Raw genomic sequence first — 18,485 nt, 5'->3', positions numbered from 1 at the left:
TTACGGTCTTAATCATATTAGGGCGATTAAGAAAACTAGTCGTACATTTTATTGTTCTCGTCTCCACCAGCGACAAGGAACGCCATTAAATCACTTAGTTCTTTCTCGTTTAAACGATTTATTAAACCTGCTGGCATCGTAGATTGTGAAGATTCTTCAACTTTAACTATATCGGTTCTTTTAATTTTTCTTGTAATATCAGGAGAGAAGGCATTTACGCTTACTATGATATCGTCGTCCGTTTCTTCCACTACTCTTCCGCTAACGGTAGTGCCATTGTTTAAATGATAAACGGTGTTTCGGTATCTGTCCGAAACCGTTGTCGAAGGGTTAACAATAGCTTCGGCTATGTCTTTAATTGAAAAACGCGTTGCTATTTGTGTCAACTCTGGCCCTGAATTACCTCCAACGCCTTTTACACTATGGCATGAAACGCACAATGATGCTCTAAAAAAGTTTTCTCCCTTGGCAAAGTTTGCGTCCTTTTTATTTTCGGCAAATGCTTTTTCCACCATAGCAACCGTATAGTTGTTTCCTGGACCAACTGGCATACTCACATCTTTCATCAAATCCGCTTGTTGAACCATGGATTCACTTGCCAAGGACTCAAAATACGCTCTTTCCTCATCAGGAACATTTTCCAAGGCTTTACGTTGAATGGCCTTAATAAAATTAGCATACTGTTTTCCTCCAGACTTTTTTAACGCCCTGTTATACCATCTGAAATAACGTTCACGCAGTGCTTTTGTCCAACCAGATTTTACTTCGCTTAGGCTTTTGGCATAACTGATATTTTGCTGATTGGGCATATTTTTGAGCATATTTTCCACATCTTTCCCATACTGATCACTTCTTTTGGTAATATCGCCTGATAAGTAAATTGATTTTAGATTGGACGTAATGGTGTCATTCTCCATTTTATAAATGGTAGGCTCCAAAATTTCAGCTGCATCCAGATAACTTAATAATTTGGTTATTTCCTTATTAAGATAGTCTGATTCCTTTAAGTGAAACGGCAATAATTTAGTAGCAATAACACTTTTGAAAGATTCATCAGTGTTTTGATCGCTTCGGATCATCAATAATTCCACGGCTCTTAAAAAGTCTATCTTTTCCAATGAAGTCAAAACGGTCCAATCCAATTCCATTAAAGCTTGTAATGCCACTACTCTATCGCTGTCTTCACCTTGATGAGCTATGGCAATCGCGAGGGCAATTTTTCTTAAAACACTTTCTTCTTTGGTTATTTTATGTTTCCAAATAGCAACGTCCTGATTTTCCAATGCTACCCGAGATGAAAATCTAATATATCTATCCTCATGATCTAAATTTTCAACAAGGAAGTCTATTTGATTCGGATTTTTTAAGGTTTGATAGCTCTCAATTTTTTTTCTAAGATTTCTTTCGCTTTTCCCTAATTCGTTTTGAGTCGGCTTCTTAACTTCATTATCCAACTTTCCGGTATAGGTCAGTTTATATAAAGCGGACTCCAAACGCCTTCCTCCTGTCAAGAAATACATGGCTCCATCATTTCCCACGATTCCATTGGTCAACGGTAAGGGCACACCTGAAATAAACTCAGTAACCTCAGCCGTATAACTACTTCCCTTGGGTGTCAAACTTGCAAAATACATCGTGCCATAACTCCAATCAAAAAGGTAAAATCCATTCTGATAATATGCCGGAAATTTCAACCCTTCGCCTTCTAAAAGTCCTGTTGGAGATCCTTGTCCTAAATTTGCGACACCAGGCAAATTATCAGGAAAGTCGGCATCAAACTTACCTGTTCCTGTACGCCAACCAAAATCTCCCCCGCTGGTTAAATGGCACAATCGAATAGGCCTATACCATGGCATTCCCATATCATATTCCATATCAGAATCAAACCCAAACAGTTCTCCATCGGTATTAAAAGCGATATCGTAAGTATTTCTTAGTCCTACATTTAAAAGTGTCCAATCCTTACCTTCAAAATCAGTTTTGACCACCCAACCACCAGGAGCTTTTATATTATTGGCGTGACCACTGGGGTCTTTGATAACTGGCAATAAATTATCTTCTCCCCAGTTCGTAGGTACAACACTTTCAATATCTTCGGGAATATCGGTATGGTTTCCTAAAACCATAAATAGTGACTGTCCGTCCGGTGCCAACGTTATGTTATGTGGACCATGTTCTCCCCAACCATTGAATAATCTTAATGGGGTAACTGTGTCGAATTCATCGTCATTATTTGCATCGTTAATTTTGTAAAAACCACTTTGTATGTTTAAGTCGTTCTCACTGCTTGCGTTTACCAAGGCGAATAATGTATTCTTATGCCAAAGTAAACCTTGCGCCATACCTAGTTTAACATCAATCGTCTTAACTGCAACGCTATCTAATTTGTTTTCTGCATCAGGTAAGGTTACGCTATAAATAGTTCCAAATTGGTCTGAAGCGTACAAACGTCCCTGATCGTCTTTGGTTATGCTCACCCAAGATCCTTGCTCATGCATCCCTGGACTATATAATTTCTCGATTTTAAAACCATCGGGAATAGTTATATCATTCATTGTGATTTGTTCTGTGATAGGTCCAGAGAACTCTTCTTTACAGGAAACGGTACAACCTAAAACCAAGCTAAGTATGGAAACCTTAAATAATTTTAGAATAAGACTTTGACCGTTAGTCCTTTTTTGATGATTATGCATGTGACGATTTGTTTTTTCAGTGTTTAAGCTGTTGTGCAAACTGTGCTATGCAGTAAATTGAAACATCCTCGCTTTACTTTAAGTACAAGTTTGAATCAAATTACAAGAAAATAATGGGGTATCGACAAACTAGATCTAAAATCGATTTTTTGGAACATATAACATTGGCGAAGTGAGCCTCCGGTTTAGCATATGCTTTCTTTAAACGTTAATACGCTTAAAAAATAATCAGAAATAGCATTGATACATTATCAGTTCATATTTCTATTTGCCTTATTCTTTTGATTCGTTCAATAATTTTCCTCCTTTTTTAAGCAAATGGAAATACGTGTTTTTGTCAGCAAATTAAGATTCATAAATGGACAAGTTTTAATGTGCAAAGTCTAAATTTGTCGTCCCAAAAAAGTAGATAAATTATGACATTAGTTGGTAAAAAATTTCCAAACCTAGAGGTCAATGCCATTGACAAATCCGGTCTTACTTTCAAATTGAACATCCTGAAAAAGGCCCAAGAATCAAACAAAAAAATAGTACTGTTCTGGTACCCAAAGGATTTCACTTTCGTTTGTCCAACAGAATTGCATGCGTTCCAAAGTGCTTTGGAAGAGTTCGAAAAAAGGAACACCATTGTAATTGGTGCTTCTTGTGATACTGCCGAAGTACACTTTGCATGGTTGGGTACAGAAAAGAGAAATGGCGGAATCGAAGGCATTACCTATCCCCTTTTGGCAGACAGTAACAGAAACTTGGCCTCCATCCTGGGTATTTTGGATATTACCAACGAAAAATACGATGAGGAGACCAAGGTTTTCACTGTTGAAGGAGACAATGTAACCTATAGGGCAACCTATCTCATTGATGAAGAAGGGACCATATTCCACGAAAGTGTAAACCATATGCCCCTTGGGAGGAACATTGATGAGTTCTTGCGACTTATTGATGCCTACACCCACGTACAAGAAAAAGGTGAGGTTTGTCCAGCCAACTGGCAGACTGGCAAAGAAGCAATGCATGCAGACCGAAGCGGTGTTGCCGAATACTTGTCAAAACACGCCAACTAGGTTATAGCGATATACAGCGAAAACAAACTGTTTTTTAAAGTAGATTAGACCCATTTGAAAAAAATCAAATGGGTTTTCTTTTCTATACGCGCTACGTCTGGAATATTTAGTAATTTCAGCTTCTTAAAAACTAAGACTATGGCATCAATCAAATTGGGTGGCAGCCCAGCAAATACAATAGGCGAATTGCCCGCTATAGGAACAACGGCTCCTAGCTTTACCTTAACAAAATCTGACCTTTCCGAAGTTTCATTATCCGATTACGCAGGAAGCAAATTGGTCCTAAATATATTTCCAAGTGTTGACACGGGTACCTGTGCGCAGTCGGTCAGACAGTTCAATCAGGAAGCTGCCGAGCTCGAAGGCACAAAAGTCCTATGTATTTCCAAAGACCTTCCCTTTGCACAAAAACGTTTTTGTGGAGCCGAAGGCATCGAAAATGTTGACATGCTTTCCGATTACAAGACAGGCGAGTTTGGAAAGGCCTATGGCCTCACTTTCGCAGATAGCGCTTTTGAATCCTTACTTTCCCGATCTGTAGTGGTCATCAACGCAGATGGAAATGTCATCCACACCGAACAGGTACCGGAAACAGGTGATGAACCCAATTATAAAGCTGCTCTGGAAGCATTAATGGATGCCTAAAGAATCTTTTCTAATAAATAGAATACGTAGTATAGGTTACGCATTTAAAGGACTGTTCCTTTTATTGCGTACCGAAGCCAGCATTAAGATCCAATTTGTAATTGCATTGATAATGACCGGCGCAGGCTTCTATTTTGAGATTTCACAAACGGAATGGATCGTTCAGTTATTGGCCATCGGTATGGTCATGGGTATTGAAGGACTCAATACCGCCGTGGAGAAAATTGCGGATTATATCCAACCGGAAAATGACCCCAAAATAGGTTTTATCAAAGATGTTTCGGCCGGTGCCGTTATGATTGTGTCCATAATCGCAAGCATTGTGGGGCTTATCATTTATATCCCAAAATTTACATAAGTAACATCCAGGGGCGTCCCAAGCATCGTAAATTTGTAAATTAGCCCCCATATTAGAACTTGAATGGCAAAAAAAAGGACTAAATCCAAAAAACCTACGACCGCCAAAAAAAAGGGTTTTTCGTTTCGATTCTCAAAACAAAACAGAATTATTCTTGGTAGTCTGTTGATTGTCCTCAGTATTGCATTGTTTTTCTCTTTCATGTCCTATTATTTTACCTGGCAGGAAGATCAGAGCATTCTTTCAGAATTTAAGGATAGAAATGCCCAAGCCAGTAATTTGCTGAACAAATTTGGAGCAAGTGTGAGCCACTTTTTTATGTACAAGGGCTTCGGCTTGGCTTCGTTTGCCTTTCCCCTACTATTGGCGATAACCGGTTTGTATCTTTTTTTGGGACTTCCTACCAAAGGGCTTATCAGCAAATGGATATGGGGATTGACAGGAATCATTTGGACCTCAATAGCCCTAGGTTTTTTCGCTATTGAACAACCGCTTTTGGGTGGGTTGATTGGTTTTGAAATGAATGATTTTCTGCAGGATTACGCGGGGAAAATTGGAGTGTTTCTTTTACTCGTTTTTGTGCTGATGGTCATTCTGGTTCGACTTTTCAATTTTACGCCCGAAGGGATCGCCAACTTTTTCCGTTCCCAGAAAAAACAGCTCGCGGCCGATCTTGGAAAAAAGAAACCCGCTGTACAAGTGGCAACTGAGGATGTAAGCATAGAACTTAGCACGGAAGATGAAACCCCAATAACTGTTGATACCTACACACACAAGAATGATATTCCCCCATTGCAAAATGAAGCAGGCTTGGATGTCAATTTACCGCAAGAAGAAGAGTCGGATATCGACTTGAAAGTCGAAAAGATAACTGAGGAGAAAGAAGAAAAGGATGTAAAGGCCGCCAAGCTGGTCAAGGATTTTGGTGAGTTTGACCCAAAATTGGAACTGGGGAACTATAAATTCCCTCCATTGGACCTTTTGGACCAACACGGAGCTACCGGAGGGATTACCATCAACCAAGAAGAGCTGGAGGAAAACAAGAACAAAATTGTAAGCACCCTTAAAAATTACAAAATTGGTATTGCCCAAATCAAAGCAACCATTGGGCCAACAGTCACCTTGTACGAAATTGTTCCAGAAGCAGGTATTCGAATCTCCAAGATCAAAAATCTGGAGGACGACATTGCACTTTCGTTGGCTGCGTTGGGCATCAGAATAATTGCCCCCATTCCCGGCAAGGGAACTATTGGTATTGAAGTCCCAAATAAAAATGCCACCATAGTTTCCATGCGTTCCGTCATCGCTTCCAACAAATTTCAAAAGGCGGAGATGGAACTTCCCATAGCCTTCGGAAAGACGATCAGCAATGAAACTTTTGTTGTAGATCTTGCCAAAATGCCACACATGCTTATGGCCGGTGCTACAGGTCAGGGAAAATCTGTGGGATTGAATGCCGTACTTACCTCCCTCCTCTACAAAAAACATCCAGCAGAAGTCAAGTTTATACTGGTAGATCCCAAAAAGGTGGAACTGACCCTCTATAACAAAATTGAACGGCACTTTTTGGCCAAACTTCCGGATTCCGAAGATGCCATTATCACGGACAACACCAAGGTAATCCATACCCTGAACTCACTGTGTATAGAAATGGACAATCGCTACGAATTGTTGAAATTGGCCATGGTTCGGAATATCAAGGAATACAATGTTAAGTTCAAGGCAAGAAAACTAAATCCTAACGACGGACATAAGTTTCTACCTTACATTGTTTTGGTCATCGATGAGTTTGCCGATTTGATCATGACAGCTGGCAAGGAGGTTGAGACCCCAATTGCAAGGTTGGCACAATTGGCCAGGGCGATTGGAATTCACTTGATTATCGCTACACAAAGACCATCGGTCAATGTGATCACGGGAATCATAAAAGCTAACTTCCCAGCAAGAATTGCATTTAGGGTAACTTCCAAGATAGATTCAAGGACCATTTTAGATGCCCAGGGAGCTGATCAGTTGATTGGTCGTGGGGATATGCTGTTCACCCAAGGAAATGATGTCACCCGCTTGCAGTGCGCTTTTGTGGATACCCCAGAAGTTGGTAAAATAACGGAATATATAGGCTCGCAACGCGCCTATCCCGACGCCCACCTACTGCCAGAATATGTAGGTGAAGAATCTGGCACGGGTCTTGATTATGACATTGCGGACAGGGATAGTATGTTCCGCGAAGCGGCCGAGGTAATTGTTACAGCCCAACAAGGTTCGGCTTCTTTGATCCAAAGAAAATTAAAATTGGGATATAATAGAGCGGGAAGAATTATCGATCAATTGGAGGCCGCCGGAATTGTCGGTCCTTTTGAGGGCAGTAAGGCCCGCCAAGTATTGGTCCCGGATATTTTAGCCTTAGAACAACTTTTACAAAACGAAACAAAATAGAATGATACCAAAAAAATATATACTCTTCATCGGACTTTTTACCATTGGCATTTTTTCATATGCGCAAAACTCTTCCAAAGCAAAAGCACTATTGGATGAAGTTTATTCGAAAGCTACGAGCTACGACAACATTTATATCAACTTTCAGTCCACTTTGGAAAATACCGAAGCCAATATCAAGCAAGAGACCAATGGAAATGTCACTTTAAGCGGGGATAAATATCTGCTTGACTATTTGGGAGCCCAACAATTGAACGATGGTAGAAAAGTATACACCATTGTTCCTGAGAATGAGGAAGTGACCATTGAAGATGTTACGGAAGATGACAATACCGTTACTCCATCAAAAATGCTGACGTTTTATAGGACTGGGCATAATTACAAGTGGGATATCCTTCAAAATGTGGGAGGACGAAAAATTCAATATGTAAAATTGACTCCTATTGATTCCAATGCAGAGATCACATCCATTTTGTTGGGTGTAGATACGCAGACCAAACACATCTATAAATTGATTCAAACAGGAAATAATGGTACAAAAACCACGCTAACTGTTAATTCTTTTAAAACCAATCAGCCCCTCTCAAGTACACTTTTTACCTTTAGCGAGAAAAAATACGAGGACAAAGGGTACTACATCATAAGAAACTAATGCATTGAAAATACTAGACCGGTATATATTATCCCGATTTCTGTACAACTTCTTCAGCGCCTTTTTCATCCTGATCGTGATATTCATATTTCAGGGAATTTGGCTCTTTATCGATGATTTGGCCGGGAAAGGTCTGGGTATTGTCATCATAGCAAAATTCATTTTTTACTTTATTCCTACCCTGGTGGACAAGGTGTTACCCTTAACGGTGCTCTTGTCCTCCATACTTACCTTTGGTACGTTTGCCGAGAACTATGAGTTTGCCGCCATGAAGGCCTCGGGTATATCGCTACAAAGAGGTATGCGAAGTTTGATTGTCTATGTCATTTTTTTGGGAGGGGTAACTTTTTTCTTTGCCAATAATGTGATACCGAAATCGGAACAAAAAATGTTCAACCTTCGTCGAAACATTGCCAAAGTAAAGCCCGCAGCGGCAATCACCGAAGGGGTGTTCAGTGATTTTGAAGGGACCGGTGAAGGAATGAACATTAAGGTGGATAAAAAATATGGCGAGCAAGATCGCTTTTTGGACAATGTAATCATCCATAAAAAGACCAAGCAAAGTGTCAACAACACAGTAATCAAGGCTAAAACCGGTGAACTTATTAGTAGTGAGGATTCCGATATTATTCAATTGGTGTTGAAAGATGGCAACTATTACGAGGAATTGAAACCTAAAAGTTCTAAAGAAAAGAGGAAGCACCCGTTTGCAAAATCTAAATTTGAGACCTACACCATCAATATTGATATTTCAGAGCTGAACAATCAAGACTTGGAAGAGGATGGAAATATTACCACCGACAAAATGAAAAATGTGGGTCGCTTGATCAAGGATATTGATTCACTAGGAAAAAATAACGTTGAAAAGGTTCAAGCCTTTTCCAAAAATATCACGGGTCGAATGGGAGCCTTTCCTATCGTCGCCAAAAAGGATAGTCTAGAGGACAAAGCTGCCCGGATTCCGGCGCAAAACAGAAACTTGGCCAATACAATAAAGAAAGTTGATAGTATAAAAACGGTGGAAGACCTATTGCAAAGCCTTCCGGAGTGGCAGCGGACCCAAGTAATCAAAGGTGCCCACAACTCTGTCTCTGCCATTAAGAATAGCGTGGTTGCCAAAAAAGATGAGCTACAAAAACGGTTCAAATTCTATCGGAGCCATATATTATCGCTACACAAAAAATATGCCCTGGCATTTTCTTGTATTATCCTATTTTTTGTTGGAGCTCCATTAGGTGCCATTATCAGAAAAGGTGGACTTGGCCTGCCCATGGTTGTTGCCATTATCTTATTTTTGGCCTATTATTTTATCGGTGTTTTTGCCACCAATTATGCCAAGGAAGGAAATATCAATGAGATATTGGGAGCATGGTTGCCCACAATGATCATGTTACCGCTGGGAATTTCCTTAACGCGAAGGGCCACTGCGGATAAAGGTCTTTTAGGTTTTGGGCATATATTTGACGCCATTAAAAACATCTTTAAAAAGAAAGAAACCGATTCTGAAAGTTAATGACGACTGCTAAAGAAGAAAAAATAACACTCGACGCCATTGAGGATGCCATTGAAGACATCAGGCAAGGAAAGGTCATCATTGTAGTGGATGATGAAAACCGTGAAAATGAAGGAGATTTTGTGGCCGCTGCCGAGCTGATTACTCCCGAGACCATCAACTTTATGGCCAAACATGGTCGTGGGCTTATCTGTGCCCCACTGACCGAAGGCCGTTGTGAGGATTTGGGACTGCATAAGATGGTATCGCATAATTCCGATCCCTTGGAGACTGCTTTCACCGTTTCTGTGGATTTACGAGGAAATGGGGTGACGACCGGTATTTCCGCTGCAGATCGGGCCAAAACCGTCATTGCCTTAACGGAACCCAATACAAAACCGCACGACTTGGCACGACCAGGGCATATTTTTCCCTTGATTGCCAAAGAAGGTGGTGTATTAAGGCGGACTGGCCATACGGAAGCTGCTATTGATTTTGCGCGATTGGCGGATTTAAAACCTGCCGGAGTGATTGTGGAGATTATGAACGAGGACGGAACCATGGCGCGCTTGCCGCAACTTATGGAAGTGGCCAAAAAGTTTGATCTGAAGATAGTTTCCATAGAGGATTTGATTGCTTACCGCATGGAGCATGACAGCCTTATCGAACGCAAGGAAGCCTTTGACATTAAAACCCGCTTTGGGGATTTCCGTTTGCGTGCTTACAAACAGACAACCAATGATCAGGTCCATATCGCCTTGACCAAAGGTACTTGGAAAGTTGGCGAACCTGTTCTTACCCGTATTAATTCGACCTTGGTCAATAATGATATGTTGGGCACTTTGACCAATAACCCTGATGAGACGTTGCAACGAATGTTTGATGCCCTAAACGCTGAGGAAAAAGGTGCCATGATCTTTATCAACCAAGGCAATCAGCATATGAATCTATTGGGGCGCTTGGCAGAACTGAAAAAACTACAAGCCCAAGGGATTATGAAAGCTCCAAAAATTGATATGGACACCAAGGACTTTGGTATCGGGGCACAGATTCTGCATGACCTTGATATTTCCAAAATACGATTGCTGACCAATTCCGGTCAAACTCGTCGTGTCGGTATGGTCGGATACGGCTTGGAGATTGTGGAGTACGTACCCTACTAAAGCGATTGCTGAATCGCCTCTACCATTTTTTGAGCCCGTTGATCGACTTCATCTTGCGTCCAACCCAATTTAATTAAGCAAGAAATGTTTCTACCTACCCAATGGTCAGAAGCGGAAAAATCCGATTTGGAATAATCTGGAAGCGCTTCCATGACATCCTTTGGTAGCTTGCCCAGAGATTTTAATTCGGTTAGGTGTTCCCATTTCCGATAGTAGTGCCAGTTGTTGTCATACCAGTAAAAACATCCATCCACACCTACTTTACCAAGATTTTGTTGGGCATTTTTGGCAATCTCATTGGAGGGAAGGAAAAAGTTCAAAAAGGAATAGTTCTCCTCTCCCCCTTCAGGAACGCTTCTAAAGGTTACCTCTGGAATTTGCGATAAAGCATCCCTCAAAATGCCATAGTTTCTTTTCTGGATGCCAATAAATTCGTCCAAACGCCCAATTTGGGCCAACCCAACTGCTGCATTCAATTCAGAAATGCGAAAATTATACCCTAAAAAAGGATGTTGCTCCGCTCCCCTATCATTTCCAATATGATCATGGCCATGGTCGGAATATTTATGGGCATTTTCGTAGAAAGTTTCATTGTTGGTAATCACGGCTCCCCCTTCACCACAGGTAATCGTTTTTACATAATCAAAAGAAAAGCAACCCAAGTCGCCTATACTTCCCAAGGGTTTTCCTTTGTAGCTGCCCCCAATGGCCTGACAGGCATCTTCCAACAACAACAGGTTGTGCTTCCCGCAAATGGATTGCAAAGCGCCTAAATCAGCCATTGAGCCACACATATGCACGGGCATAACGACCTTTGTCTTCTTGGTAATTGCGGCTTCCACGGCTTTGGAATCCAACGTAAGGGTATCATCCACATCAACCAAAACAGGCACAGCACCTAAGGCCAAAATGGACTCAAAGCTCGCCACGAAGGTAAAAGTGGGCATAATTATTTCGTCCCCAGCGCCGATTCCAGCACTTGCCAATGCTATGGTCAAAGCGGCGGTTCCGCTGCTTACCACATGGGTATGTTTGGCCTTCATCTTTTGGGAAAGGGCGGTTTCCAATGCTTTGGCTTTCCAATTACCATTGCGCATACCATCGAAACCGTAGCGCATCAACACTCCGGAATCCAGTACATCCTGCACTTGATTTCTTTCCCGATCTCCAAAAAGTTCAAATCCTGGCATTTTTTATCTTTTTATTTCCGCTATGCGGAGCTATCACGTTGTTATGTAAAAAACCATAGTTTAATCGCCATGGCAATCACCATGACCACCAAAAAAGTCTTGATAAAACCGTCTCCCTTTTTAACCGAAAAACGGCTGGCCACCCAAGCACCCGTTCCATTGCCTATAGCCAAAATAAATCCCAATTTCCAATTGACCTTATCGTTGAAGGCAAAAACGGCCAAAGCAGCTAGCATATAAATAAATACAACTACCACCTTGGTGGCATTTACCCGAACCAGATTCATCCGGTTTACAAAGTGCATAAAGAGCATCATTAAAAATCCGAGGCCTGCATTGATGAATCCACCATAAATTCCAAAAAAGAAAAATGCGATCAAACTTACCCATAGGTATTTTCCTGTCAACCGTTCTTCCATTTCATGAAGCTTCATTTTGGGTTTAAATATGATGATCAATACTACGGCGAGCATCACCATGGCCAAAATCCGGTTAAAGGTCTCCCCGGTGACATCTACAGCAATTCGAGCCCCAATCAAGGATCCCAAAAAAGCGGCAATACCCAAATACATATTGAAGGGATACGTGGACACCCCCTTACTTTTGAATCCAGCGGTGGCCATAGCGGTCTGAATTACAATGGCCACCCTATTGGTACCATTGGCCACATTTGAGGGCAATCCCAAGAAAATCAAAGTGGGTAAGGATAGCAGGGAACCGCCGCCCGCAATGGTGTTGATTACCCCCACGGCGAAACCCACAACTACTAAAAGCACGTAATGGTACCATTGATCCATGGGCGCAAAAGTAGCAGGTAATATTGGAATCCAAGCCCTAAAAAAAATAAAGTCGAGAGGCTTTTTTAGAAATAAAAAAGGTTAGTATATTTGCACCCGCCTTAGGAGGGCAAAAAACCACAAAGGGCGGGCAAGCCCGCAAATATTGGAGGAATGGCAGAGTGGTCGAATGCGGCAGTCTTGAAAACTGTTGAGGGTCACACCTCCGGGGGTTCGAATCCCTCTTCCTCCGCAATCAAGTGCAAAGCTTGAGATACGAAAACCGCAGAATTTATTCTAGCGGTTTTTTGTTTTTTAAGGTTTTGGCTTTACAAATTGCCAATAAAGGATTTTGGAACATAATCACTCTTCCTTTTCCAGATCTGATCCAATATTTTTATCTTTTCACTCATTTATTTCCCAACCTCATTTTTTTGTCAACCTCTTTGGTCACGATTTAATACACCTTTTCATGGGAAAGCCGGTTGTCATATTCTCAAAATCCAACTATGAAGGGCAGGAAGTTCTGCTTGCGAAATTTCCAAGCAATTTGAAATTGCATGAATATTTAAAAAAGTTTAATGGTATTGTTTGGAGTAAATCTCTTGGGGCATTTTACCTGCCTTTTTCCAAGGCAATAACCAATGATTTGTTCCAATATCTAAGAGCTGAAAAGTATTATATTGACTATTCTGCGTTAACTACTAGAAAATCATCCAACATAAATACTGAAAAAATTAAAAAAGTTGATGCTGGCCACCGTATCGTCAAAAATGTCAAACTCAGTATTGATTACTTTAAAACTTGGATGAGCCAAAAACGCTATAGTGAGAATACAATTAGAACTTATGAAGGGATGCTTCTTATATTCTTTCGGTTTCATTTCCCAAAGACTGAATCCGAAATAACAGAAAAAGATATTATCAGATTTAATTATGATTATATTTTGGCCAATGGGTATTCATATACTTATCAAAACCAAGCAATCAATGCCATTAAACTTTTTTACCGCCAGCAGGGGAAAACACATTTATTGCCTGAAAATTTGGAACGTCCTAAAAAATCTAAGAAGCTCCCCGAGATATTGAGTGTTGAAGAAATCAAGTTAATAATTCAGAATACATTCAACCTAAAGCACAAAACCTTAATCAGCTTGCTTTATTCCTGTGGTCTTAGAATTGGGGAAGCATTAAAACTCAAGATCAATGATATTGACATCAAAAGAAGGTTTATGCATGTCAAATCTGCCAAAGGCTCGAAGGATAGGTATGTTCCGATTCCAATTCGGATGATTGATTTACTAAATAAATACATGGTCCACTATACTCCCAATGATTTTGTTTTTGAAGGCCAAAATGGTGGAAAATATTCAGCTGTTAGCGCACGTCAGATTTTAAAACGCTCCTTAGATTTATCCGGAATTGAGAAGTCAATTACCTTGCATACTTTACGTCATAGTCATGCTACACATTTATTAGAGAACGGTACAGATATAAGATATATACAAGAGCTCCTTGGCCATAACAGTCCCAAAACCACCATGATATATACTCATGTTAGCACAACAAGTTTAGACAAAATAAAAAATCCATTTGATGAGTTTGAGATTTGATATAGAAAACAACCCAAATCATCAGTTTTATTCCTAATTTGGGTGTATAGAGATGTATATTACGTTTCTATAAACAAGTTACCCAACATTTGAAATGAACATCAGTTTTGACCTTGATAGTACGTTAATTCCAAATGGAAAAGAATTCGAAACCGAAAAAAGAAACGGAATCGCAAAGCTGCTTGGAATTGAAGAAATGCGCAAAGGAACAGCTGAATTGATTTCTGATTTACAACGTCAAGGGCATAAAGTTCATATCTATACAACATCATTTCGGACAAAGGGAAAAATAAGACGGACTTTGAATTATTATGGTATAAAAGTCAACCGAATTGTAAATCAAACGGAAAACCAAAGAGTTTTAAAGTCTCGAAATATTAATTCGTCGAAATTCCCACCGGCATTTGATTTTGATTTACATGTTGACGACTTAAAAGGTGTTGGAATTGAAAGTGAAAGATTTAATTTCAGAGCAATTATTGTTGAACCGACTGACAAAAATTGGAGTGAAAAAATAAAAAGTAAAATAAAAACGTTGGGTAACAAAGTGTAAAAATAATTGCTTGGTTCTAGCCTACTCGGAAAATCCGCAGGATTTTCCTCTGGTTCATTCCACTTTTATTAAGTTAGTTGCTTAACCACGCAACTATCCTTACACAAACCGTTAGGTAACATTTGAAATATGACTGAAAACCAAAAAAAATCTGACCGACAATACGCTGCTTATGTAGCTCGGAAATTTTTTAGTGGACAGATTTCAAAACATCAGATTTTGGATAGTTTTCCTGACTATGAAAATGATTTCAAAATTCGACTTCTCTACAATCGGATAATGAAAAAACCGAAAAAAGGTTGGTTTTTTGGGGTTAAAAAAGAAACATATGAAAAATTCTTAACTGAGACTTACGAGATAATTGAGGACTTGGAAACTGATAAGCTGAGATTAAAGACAATGAAAAGACTCTTAGAGGAATTATGGCTTAAATCAGTTAATTGTACTGAACCGATTGCAAATATGTGGTTTCCGATTCAAGAGGTGGCGAAGTCCACTATGAATTCTAGAAAAGAAATTCGAAGATATTTTTATGTCTTAGTTGAAAACGGATATATCAAAAGGACATCTGACGAACCATTACTTTACGAGTTCACTGAGAGTGGGAGAAAAATAAAATCAGAATCTGATATTGAAAAAATAATAACAAACGTTGCCTAACAATGGCTATAACTCATAGCTAAGCTACGAAGTCATAGCCGATACCGTTGTAAGCAATGTGACCAATCAAAATGGAAAACCAAGAAATAACAGAAATACAACCTAATATAATTATTGGAGAAGATTATGATGGTTGGATTAATCTGTCTGCTTGGAAAGGGTTCGAAAGTCGAAATGGATTTTATGGCTCAAAAGATTCTGACAAGAAATCAGACGGTACAATTAAAGCACACATAATTGGAGAATCGGTTGACTATGTCCACATCTTATCACAATCTCAATTCAATGCGATTAAATTCTTAAAAGAAAACTCTGAAAAAGTTCGTGACTCTTTATTAAATGGACTTTTGGCAGATTATCCAAATGCTAAAGATATTTACGAGGATTTAATGCCTGAAATAAACACAACGGCTGACTATAAAGACAATCTTGGAGTTGCCTTTATTCACGTTATGGATAGCGACAAAGATAATCACGCGTACATTGGATTCGAATTAGGCTGTTCTTGGGACGATGAACACGGAGTTGGTGTTATGATGCATAAAGACAGAGTTGTGAATATCGGACTTGCGGAGGAATCGTTTAACCATTGGAATTGTTATCACGATAATGGAACAGCGGAATACGAACAAATGAAATGGGAAAAGACGAATAAAATAATAAAGGAACACCAAAAAAAGTGGTGGGAATTTTGGAAATAAAAACTGCTTACAACAATGGCTATAATTCATTGCTAGCCATGTAAGGGACACTCAAGAAATTCTAACGAATTTCCACTGCGCTGTGCTCTTTTTGCTAAATTGGGTTCCAATCGCAACGAAATCATAGCCGAGACCGTTACCACACATAAAAATAAAGAATGAAAGAAAAAATAATTACAAGAATCCCAAGAGTTGAAGTTGTTGATGCTCTGCGCGGATTAGCTGTTATGGCAATAGTTATCATACACAGTTTAGAGCATTTTATTTACCCTGTTTATCCTGATAAAATTCTACAACCAGACTGGTTGGTTACTCTTGACTCTATAGTGTTTAACGTGATTTTTTCGCTTATTGCAGGTAAAGGATATTCTATTTTTGCTCTTTTATTTGGCTTTACCTTCTACATTCAATTCATGAATCAACAGAATAAAGGATTTGATTTCAGAGGGCGTTTTATTTGGAGGCTCATGCTTTTGAGTGTTTTTGCAACAATTAATGCCGCATTTTTTCCTGGAGGCGATGTACTTTTACTATTTGTAGTTACAGGACTCGCTTTGGTATTGGTGTGCAAAATGAGCAACAAAGCAATACTTATAATAACTGCCATTTGCTTTTTACAGCCTATTGAATTGTTTCACTTTATAAGCAGCCGTTTTAATGAATCATACACAATGCCAGATTTAAATATTGGAGGTTTATATAAGATTGTACAAGAAGGTGTTAAAAGCGGTAATTGGAAAACTTTTTTAGTTGAAAATGTTACTACTGGACAAAAAGCCAGCTTATTATGGGCCGTTGGTGGCGGACGCTTTGTTCAAACCATTGGGTTATTCTTGCTTGGGCTTCTCCTAAGTAGAAAAAACTTGTTTGTTAATTCACAAGTAAACACTCGATTTTGGATAAAAACACTTATAGTTTCGTCACTAATGTTTGGCGTATTGTATCCTTTAAAAGTAGAATGGTATGATAATGTAGATAGTGCAATTATTAAAAACAGTATCGGTGCCGCTCTGGATATGTGGCAAAAACTGGCTTTTACACTAGTTATTGTATCCTCATTTATAACGGCATATTACAATAGTTCATTTAAAATAAGGGTTTCTAAACTAAAAGTGTATGGAAAAATGAGTCTTACAAACTACATTTCACAATCAATAATTGGTGCATTTATATTTTTCCCAATAGGATTGCACCTCTCTCCATACCTAGGTTATACTGCTAGTTTACTTATTGGAATATTCATTTTTATGTTTCAATTGTATCTTAATCACATATGGATTAAACGTTATAAACAAGGCCCATTAGAAAAACTATGGCACAAAGCAACTTGGATTGGGAAACAATAGCTTGTTGTATTATAATTTATGGAGACGTGGCTTTAATGAGTAAAAAACAATTACGTGTGGTAACAATAAATATACGTAATGCGGGGCGATTTGGTAAATTTGAAGTTTAGAGCATTTAATAAACAACGTAACGGCTTGATAGTAAAGTGTCTTGAAATCCCGCACTACGCATATTCGAGCCGTTGAGTGTAATTAGAAAAAATGATACTAGGTAACATTGAAAAACATAAAGGACAGGGTCTTGTTGCCTTCATTGATATTCTAGGATTTTCGAAAGAAATAATCGAAAAATGGGAGAAAATTGAAGACAACCCTTTGGATAAGCTTCTTGAATTAAAAGAACATTTACCCTTTCATTCCAATAGAGAATTAGAAGAAGCAGATTCAGAAACTAAAGGAAAACGGATTTATCCATGCCGTGTTCAAACAATTTCTGATAGTATAGTCGTGTCCTTTGGATTTGATGAAGAACCTAAATATGGAGATGTATTTCTAGCCACAATTTCGTTTTTCGATACTATCTCTGTAATATGGAGAAATGCACTTGAAGCCGGATTCACGGTAAGAGGGGCAGCAGATTGGGGTCCCATTTTTTGGAATGATAAAGAAATAATAGGTCCATCATTTATTAATGCTTATTCCCTTGAAGAAAAACAAGCTAAATCCTCTAGGATAATCATTTCATCTTCACTTAACCGAAACCTAGCCAAAGTTTATTCCGAGGTAAAAACCTTTTGGAATGAGGAAATTTTAAAAATTCTCAGAAAAGATAATGACGGATATTTGATTCTAAACCCTCATTCCCTTTATACAAAAGACGACCAAAAAGATAAAGCTAGAGTTGTAGGTATACTAACAGAGCTTAGGTCAAAGGCTAATCACATAAACAAGGAAAAATATAACCCAATATTGACAGCATTAAATTCGGACGAGTATTCCCTTTTAGAAGATGACCTAGGAAAATATTAAAAACTACACACAACAACATCTAAGCCACATTAAAACGATGGCTTAGCTGCAAAACGTTGTAAAACATTTCTTTCACATTAAATGATAAAGAGATTTTTATCAGACTTTTTCAGAATCTCCACTTATGAGTTGAATACTCGGGAAAAAGAAATTTACAATTACTTCTTGGAAATCGCAT

General features: G+C 39.0%; 16 protein-coding genes and 1 tRNA gene. 14 read left to right on the top strand and 3 right to left on the bottom strand.

The window, feature by feature from the left end:
- Positions 1-35: 35 nt before the first annotated feature.
- Positions 36-2,555: a c-type cytochrome gene (locus ACULLH_RS11310; protein WP_454088851.1), complete on the bottom strand. Its 2,520-nt coding sequence runs from the start codon at positions 2,553-2,555 to the stop codon at positions 36-38.
- Between the two features lie 554 nt (positions 2,556-3,109).
- On the opposite strand from ACULLH_RS11310, the gene ACULLH_RS11305 reads away from it, so the two are divergent.
- The 7 genes from ACULLH_RS11305 to ribB all read left to right on the top strand — a co-directional run bounded on the left by ACULLH_RS11305 (position 3,110) and on the right by ribB (position 10,500).
- On the top strand, positions 3,110-3,754 hold the full coding sequence (locus tag ACULLH_RS11305; RefSeq protein ID WP_454088850.1) for a redoxin domain-containing protein: 645 nt from the start codon (positions 3,110-3,112) through the stop codon (positions 3,752-3,754).
- Positions 3,755-3,892: 138 nt separating this feature from the next.
- A complete protein-coding gene (gene tpx / locus ACULLH_RS11300; protein WP_454088849.1) occupies positions 3,893-4,399 on the top strand; it encodes a thiol peroxidase in 507 nt (168 codons plus the stop codon).
- On the top strand, positions 4,392-4,757 hold the full coding sequence (locus tag ACULLH_RS11295; protein WP_454088848.1) for a diacylglycerol kinase: 366 nt from the start codon (positions 4,392-4,394) through the stop codon (positions 4,755-4,757). The genes tpx and ACULLH_RS11295 overlap by 8 nt, the downstream gene beginning before the upstream one ends.
- A gap of 63 nt (positions 4,758-4,820) precedes the next feature.
- Positions 4,821-7,193, top strand: coding sequence for a DNA translocase FtsK (locus tag ACULLH_RS11290; protein ID WP_454088847.1), 2,373 nt, complete (start codon positions 4,821-4,823; stop codon positions 7,191-7,193).
- Position 7,194: 1 nt separating this feature from the next.
- Positions 7,195-7,845, top strand: a complete 651-nt coding sequence (locus ACULLH_RS11285; RefSeq protein ID WP_454088846.1) for a LolA family protein — start codon at positions 7,195-7,197, stop codon at positions 7,843-7,845.
- A 4-nt stretch (positions 7,846-7,849) separates the two neighbouring features.
- Positions 7,850-9,358, top strand: a complete 1,509-nt coding sequence (locus ACULLH_RS11280) for an LptF/LptG family permease (protein ID WP_454088845.1) — start codon at positions 7,850-7,852, stop codon at positions 9,356-9,358.
- Complete coding sequence (gene ribB, locus ACULLH_RS11275; RefSeq protein WP_454088844.1) at positions 9,358-10,500, top strand: 3,4-dihydroxy-2-butanone-4-phosphate synthase; 1,143 nt, start codon at positions 9,358-9,360, stop codon at positions 10,498-10,500. The genes ACULLH_RS11280 and ribB overlap by 1 nt, the downstream gene beginning before the upstream one ends.
- Here the strand turns inward: ribB and ACULLH_RS11270 are convergent.
- Together ACULLH_RS11270 and ACULLH_RS11265 are read right to left on the bottom strand one after the other, a co-directional pair.
- Positions 10,497-11,690, bottom strand: a complete 1,194-nt coding sequence (locus ACULLH_RS11270) for a DegT/DnrJ/EryC1/StrS family aminotransferase (RefSeq protein ID WP_454088843.1) — start codon at positions 11,688-11,690, stop codon at positions 10,497-10,499. The two genes, ribB and ACULLH_RS11270, sit on opposite strands and share 4 nt — an antisense overlap.
- A 41-nt stretch (positions 11,691-11,731) precedes the next feature.
- On the bottom strand, positions 11,732-12,487 hold the full coding sequence (locus tag ACULLH_RS11265) for a sulfite exporter TauE/SafE family protein (RefSeq protein WP_454088842.1): 756 nt from the start codon (positions 12,485-12,487) through the stop codon (positions 11,732-11,734).
- Positions 12,488-12,634: 147 nt separating this feature from the next.
- Between ACULLH_RS11265 and ACULLH_RS11260 the strand changes: the two genes are divergently transcribed.
- The 7 genes from ACULLH_RS11260 to ACULLH_RS11230 all read left to right on the top strand — a co-directional run bounded on the left by ACULLH_RS11260 (position 12,635) and on the right by ACULLH_RS11230 (position 18,307).
- Positions 12,635-12,719 (top strand) — tRNA-Ser (locus tag ACULLH_RS11260).
- Between the two features lie 219 nt (positions 12,720-12,938).
- Positions 12,939-14,078 carry a tyrosine-type recombinase/integrase gene (locus tag ACULLH_RS11255; RefSeq protein ID WP_454088841.1) on the top strand — a complete coding sequence of 380 codons (1,140 nt, stop codon included), beginning with the start codon at positions 12,939-12,941 and terminating at the stop codon, positions 14,076-14,078.
- A gap of 94 nt (positions 14,079-14,172) precedes the next feature.
- Entirely contained in the window at positions 14,173-14,631 is a 459-nt protein-coding gene (locus ACULLH_RS11250; protein ID WP_454088840.1) for an HAD family hydrolase, read from the top strand.
- A 129-nt stretch (positions 14,632-14,760) separates the two neighbouring features.
- Complete coding sequence (locus ACULLH_RS11245) at positions 14,761-15,291, top strand: hypothetical protein (RefSeq protein ID WP_454088839.1); 531 nt, start codon at positions 14,761-14,763, stop codon at positions 15,289-15,291.
- Between the two features lie 71 nt (positions 15,292-15,362).
- Positions 15,363-15,992 carry a DUF6985 domain-containing protein gene (locus ACULLH_RS11240; RefSeq protein WP_454088838.1) on the top strand — a complete coding sequence of 210 codons (630 nt, stop codon included), beginning with the start codon at positions 15,363-15,365 and terminating at the stop codon, positions 15,990-15,992.
- 158 nt (positions 15,993-16,150) lie between these two features.
- Positions 16,151-17,338, top strand: coding sequence for a DUF418 domain-containing protein (locus tag ACULLH_RS11235; RefSeq protein ID WP_454088837.1), 1,188 nt, complete (start codon positions 16,151-16,153; stop codon positions 17,336-17,338).
- A gap of 201 nt (positions 17,339-17,539) precedes the next feature.
- The gene (locus tag ACULLH_RS11230; RefSeq protein ID WP_454088836.1) at positions 17,540-18,307 is read left to right on the top strand and encodes a hypothetical protein; all 768 of its coding nucleotides are present in this window, start codon (positions 17,540-17,542) and stop codon (positions 18,305-18,307) included.
- The last annotated feature ends 178 nt before the right edge of the window (positions 18,308-18,485 follow it).

The organism is Flagellimonas sp. 2504JD4-2 (assembly GCF_053642935.1).
This window is presented reverse-complemented; position numbering and strand designations above follow the sequence as displayed.